Genomic DNA, 4,525 nt, shown 5'->3' on the forward strand with positions numbered 1-4,525 from the left:
GTCCTATGCGTCGACGATTGCGCATTTCAACGATTGCCTGCAGGATGGCCGCGACTTCGAGACGGCGCCGACGGACAACCTGCGCACGCTGGGGCTTGTCGAGGCCATCTACGCGTCTGGGGGCACTCACGTGGAGGATCGTCGATGACAAACCAGGCATTGCTGGACGAGCAGGAAGCCGCACCTGCGGAACTGGCCGAGCCGGCCGACATGGCCAAGCTGTTGGGCGAGGACATCATTTTCGGCCGGCTGGCGCCAGGTGCGCGCCTCACCGAAGACAACCTGATCGCGCGATTCAACGTGACGCGCCATTTTGTACGTCAGGCGTTGGTAGAACTCGAGCGCACCGGAATCGTGGTGCGGGAAAAGAACAAAGGCGTCAGCGTGCGCTCGCTGAGCGCGCGCGAGGTGAGCCAGATCTACGAAGTGCGAGAGCTGCTCCAGCGCCAGGCCGCCTTGAGAATTCCCTTGCCCGCACCGGCGCCACTGATCATGGAACTCGAGCGCCTGCATGAGGAGTACGGTCGCCATCTGCGTGCGCGGCACTTCCGCGGTGTGCACGAAGCCAACGACGCGTTTCACCTGACGATGTTCGCCGCCTGCGGCAATCCCTATCTTGTGGAATCGATCAAGCACTACATGTGGTTAAGCCTGCCTGTGCGGGCGAAGAAGACGGCCGACTACGAGCATGCGCTGGCGTCCGAGCGCGACCACTTCATCATCATTCAGCTGATGAAAGGGACCGACAGCTGGGCGCTCGCGCAGCTTTGCGTCGACCATCTCCAAAGCGCCAAGAAGGACTACCTGCAAACCGTCACCCATATCCAGAAGTCGGTGTTGGCAACGGGCGACTGATCATCCTGGCGTGAGGGTTCAATGGACCTTGATGTTTGCGCTCTTCACGATGGCGCCCACTTCGGCGCCTCCTTCGGCGTCTTCTCAAGGTCATCTCAACAGGAATTGTTGACGCCAATGCTCCGACGCCTTCGAGGCGAGCCCAGGACGAAGATGTCCTTCGTGGGCCAGACCCTCACCCCCGAATAGGCTGAACAGCTGCGCCTCGTTCTTGGCCAGTCCCTTGTAGCGGGTCTTGCGGTGACGGAACAGGTTCTTGATCACGTGGAACGGGTGCTCGACCTTGGCCCGGATGCTCTGCGCAGCGCCTGGCTGTCGTACAGCGCGTCGTCCATCGAGGCCGGCTCAGCAACCATCAGCTGTCGCCCGGCACCGCGGACCGTCGCGTCGCGCGCCTACATCGCGCGTGAGAAAAAGGCGCAGGCGCTCAGTGTTGGGAGTTCTCAGCGTCTCCTCGGACTCGCCTTCCTCAAGGATGCTGCTCGGCTCGTCGAACAGCATCTCGCGTGGGCGCATCGTGAGCTGCTGGGCCTGGCGCGGCTGCAAGCGCGGCAGTCGGGGCTGTGTTGAGGAGGTCGCGGCCGCGCGTCAGCGCCCGACGAAGCGTGGCGACCGGCGTTCGGCAAAAGCCGCACGGCCTTCCGCGAAATCGTCGCTTTGCGCAGTCAGCGCTTCCCTGGCCCGCAGGCGGGGCATATCGACGACACCTGCGGCCATTTCGTTGAGCGACTGCTTGGTCGCCTGCACCGCCAGCGGCGCCAGGGCGACGATCTCACGGACCAGCCCGTCGACGGCCTTGCCGAACCGGTCGGTTCCGGCCACCTCCTCCAGGCAGCCCAGCTGAGCGAGTTGCGCCGCGCTGAACGGGCGCGCCGTCAGGAAGGCGCGCTTGGCGCCGGACAGGCTCAGGCGCGCCACATAGCGCTGCAGGCCGCTCGGGTAGTAGTGCAGCGCCGTGGCCGGCATGCGGAATTCGATGCCGTCCAGCGCCACACGCAGGTCGCAGGCCAGCACCAGATCCGTGGCGCCGCCGTAGACGCTGCCGTTGAGCGCACAGACCGTCACCGGGCGCAGCGCGGCCAGCGCGTCGGGGATCTTCTCAAACAAATGCGGATCGTGCGCGTCGCCGTCGAAACCGCCGATGTGGTAGCCGGCGCAGAACACCGGCATGGGCTGACCCGTGGTGGTGGCGGTCAGCACCACCACGCGGACCGAGGCGTCGGCGTCGAGCTGCGCGAAATGGCGCAACAGCGCGTGCAAGTCCGCATCCTCGAGCCGGTTGCGTTGCGCGGGACGGTTCAGCGTGATGATGGCTACGCCGTCCTCGATGACGAGCCGTGGCGTGGAGGGCATGGACGGCCGATCGATCATGGGAATTTGCTCCTCGAAGGCGGTGGCGGTGATTCAGTCCCAACCATAGACCTTCAGCGTGCTCTCACCCGCCTTGAGCCGGCGCAGGATGGCGGATTCCTCGGCCTCGCGCCGCTGGCCGGCCGCAATGACCTCGGCCGCCTGCGCCTGCGGTATCGCGACCACGCCGTCGGAGTCGCCGACCACCAGGTCGCCCGGCTGCACGACCACATCGCCCATGGTCACCGGATAGTTGATCCAGCCGATCGCGCCGAAGTCCTTGCCCGTGCCCAGAGCCCGCGCGCGAACACCGGGAAGCCGATCTCAGCCAGCAGCACGCCGTCGCGCACGCAGCCGTCAATCACCAGTCCGGCCAGGCCGCGCACCTTGGCCATGGTGGTCATGATCTCGCCCCAGTAGCCATGCGCGTAGGCGCCGCTGGCGAACACCACCAGTACATCGCCCGCTTGCGCCACGTCCAGCGCGCGGTGCAGCCAGAGGTTGTCGCCGCCCGCCGAGTGCACGGTGAGCGCCGAGCCCGCGAACCGGAACTGCGGCGCCACCGGTTTGATCGCCGAAGGCAGCGCGCCGATCTTCTTGCCGGCCTCGTGCAGGGTGGCGGCGGGCAGCTGGGCGGCCGCGGCCACCAAGTCGGGGGACAGGCGCTGGATGTCAAGGCACGTGGTCAGTGCGGGGTCGTGCCTGTTCATGCGGTCTCGCGCGTCTGCAGCTGGTGGTACTTGAACTGCCGGCGCGCCTCGTCCAGGCGCATGCCGCCGCGCGCGGCCTCGCGGATGCTGCTTTCGGTGGCCTCCTGTCCTCGGCCACCGCGAGCACCTGGTCCTCGTGCGCTTTGGGAATCACGACGACGCCGTCGGTGTCGCCCTTGAGGATGTCGTCCGGCTCGACGCGGGCGCCGCCGAGGTTCACCGGCACGCCGGTGGCCTCGACCTGTACGCGGTCCTTGCCGGTGCGCATCCAGTGGTCGATCGAGAACACCGGGTAGCCCAGCGACAGGTACAGATGGGTATCGCGGTTGATGCCGTTGATCACGGTGCCGGCGATGCCGCGCCGGTGTGCGATCTCCGTCAGGATGTCGCCCCACCCTGTGGCATCTTCACGTCCGTTGTTGTCCAGCACGACCACGCTGCCGGGCGCCACGTCGTCGATGTAGTCGCCCACGGTGCCGCATGGCTTGGCCGCGGGGCCGTACTTCAGCGTCCAGGCGCGCCCGGCCATGCGGAAGCCGGGGTCGCGCGGCTTGATCTTGTAGCACTGGCCCAGGATGCCCAGCTTGTCCAGCGCGTCGCTCAGGATGGCGGTGTCCAGCCTGGCGGCACGCGCCACGTTCTTGTCTTGCGTCTCGCTCATGTCTCAGTTCTCCAGCATGTGTTCGTAGTTGCCGCCCATGACCTGGCCGATCGGCGTGCCGGCCAGGATGGYCTTGGCCATGGCAGCCTCCCTGGCGACGATCATCTCGGCCGCGTCCAGCACGCGCTCGATGTCGGCCTCGGCGATGAAGAGGACCGCGCTGCGATCGGCCAGCACATAGTCGCCCGGCTGCACCGTCAGCGCGCCGATCTGCACCGGCACGTGGGTGCCCTTCTCCACGACGCGGCCGCGCGCGGTGAACGAGGTCAGGCTGCGGCTGAAAACCGGGAACTCGTAGGCGATGGCTTCGTCCACATCGCGCAGCGGCCCGTCGGCCACCACGCCGGCCACGCCGTGCACCCTGGCGCCCAGGGTCAGCAGGCCGCCCCAGGAGCCGACCTCGACGCCGGTGCGCTGCTCGACCACGATCACGTTGTCCGGACCGGCGGCCTCGATGGCGGTGCAGCCCAGGTGCTTAGGCGGTCCGGGCGGCGGCTCGCCGGTTCCAAGCTCGACGGTGATGGCGCGGCCGACGATGCGGCCGGTGCCGGAGCGCTGCGGCAGGCCGGTCACGGCGCCGGACAGGCCGAGCTTGTCCAGCGCGTCCGACACCGCGCAGCCATCGAGGCGGCGCAGGCGCTGCAGGCGCTAGCGGGTCAGGGAGGAAGCTTCGCTCATGAAAATCCTTCGGGTCAGTCGATGGTGTGCCAGGCGGCAAAGCACAGGCCGGTGCCGGTCAGCGCGGCGCTGCGGTAGCCGGGGATGTAGTTCACCCATTCCAGGTCCAGGTCGCGCGCCAGTTCGCCTACCACCAGCCAGTTGCGGATCTCGGAGCTGCCGGCCTGCAGCAGCTTGGGATCGATGGCGGCCAGCGCGGCGCTGTCCTTGCGCCGGATCGCGTCGATCACCAGCTGGTCGAGTTCTTCATCGACCACGAAGTGGCTCAGGC

The 4,525-nt window shown here is 67.4% G+C and carries 4 protein-coding genes and 4 pseudogenes; 2 read left to right on the forward strand and 6 right to left on the reverse strand.

Annotated features, from left to right (window positions below; all coding sequences use genetic code 11):
- Window positions 1-222 precede the first annotated feature (222 nt).
- Window positions 223-855 carry a GntR family transcriptional regulator gene (locus tag AC1DY5_RS43005; RefSeq protein WP_478120532.1) on the forward strand — a complete coding sequence of 211 codons (633 nt, stop codon included), beginning with the start codon at window positions 223-225 and terminating at the stop codon, window positions 853-855.
- Window positions 856-945: 90 nt separating this feature from the next.
- On the opposite strand, the pseudogene AC1DY5_RS43010 reads toward AC1DY5_RS43005, so the two are convergent.
- Window positions 946-1,149, reverse strand: a pseudogene (locus AC1DY5_RS43010) (transposase); the annotation flags it as partial.
- Between AC1DY5_RS43010 and AC1DY5_RS43015 the strand changes: the two are divergent.
- On the forward strand, window positions 1,120-1,425 hold the full coding sequence (locus AC1DY5_RS43015) for a hypothetical protein (RefSeq protein WP_478120533.1): 306 nt from the start codon (window positions 1,120-1,122) through the stop codon (window positions 1,423-1,425). The pseudogene AC1DY5_RS43010 and the gene AC1DY5_RS43015 sit on opposite strands and share 30 nt — an antisense overlap.
- Before the next feature lie 18 nt (window positions 1,426-1,443).
- On the opposite strand, the gene AC1DY5_RS43020 is transcribed toward AC1DY5_RS43015, so the two are convergent.
- The 5 genes and pseudogenes from AC1DY5_RS43020 to AC1DY5_RS43040 form a co-directional block, all read right to left on the reverse strand.
- Complete coding sequence (locus AC1DY5_RS43020) at window positions 1,444-2,226, reverse strand: enoyl-CoA hydratase/isomerase family protein (protein WP_478120534.1); 783 nt, start codon at window positions 2,224-2,226, stop codon at window positions 1,444-1,446.
- Between the two features lie 33 nt (window positions 2,227-2,259).
- Window positions 2,260-2,915: pseudogene (locus AC1DY5_RS43025) on the reverse strand (4-carboxy-4-hydroxy-2-oxoadipate aldolase/oxaloacetate decarboxylase).
- Window positions 2,912-3,576: pseudogene (locus AC1DY5_RS43030) on the reverse strand (RraA family protein). The pseudogenes AC1DY5_RS43025 and AC1DY5_RS43030 overlap by 4 nt, the downstream one beginning before the upstream one ends.
- Window positions 3,577-3,579: 3 nt before the next feature.
- Entirely contained in the window at window positions 3,580-4,188 is a 609-nt protein-coding gene (locus AC1DY5_RS43035) for an RraA family protein (protein ID WP_478120535.1), read from the reverse strand.
- An 80-nt stretch (window positions 4,189-4,268) separates the two neighbouring features.
- Window positions 4,269-4,525: pseudogene (locus tag AC1DY5_RS43040) on the reverse strand (protocatechuate 3,4-dioxygenase); the annotation flags it as partial.

The sequence above is a fragment of the Variovorax sp. P4_D9 genome (assembly GCF_056401695.1).

What these genes read in the sequence shown, in the direction of transcription:
- AC1DY5_RS43020 (WP_478120534.1), bottom strand. Translation starts at nt 2,226, where the DNA reads ATGATCGATCGGCCGTCCATGCCCTCCACGCCACGGCTCGTCATCGAG.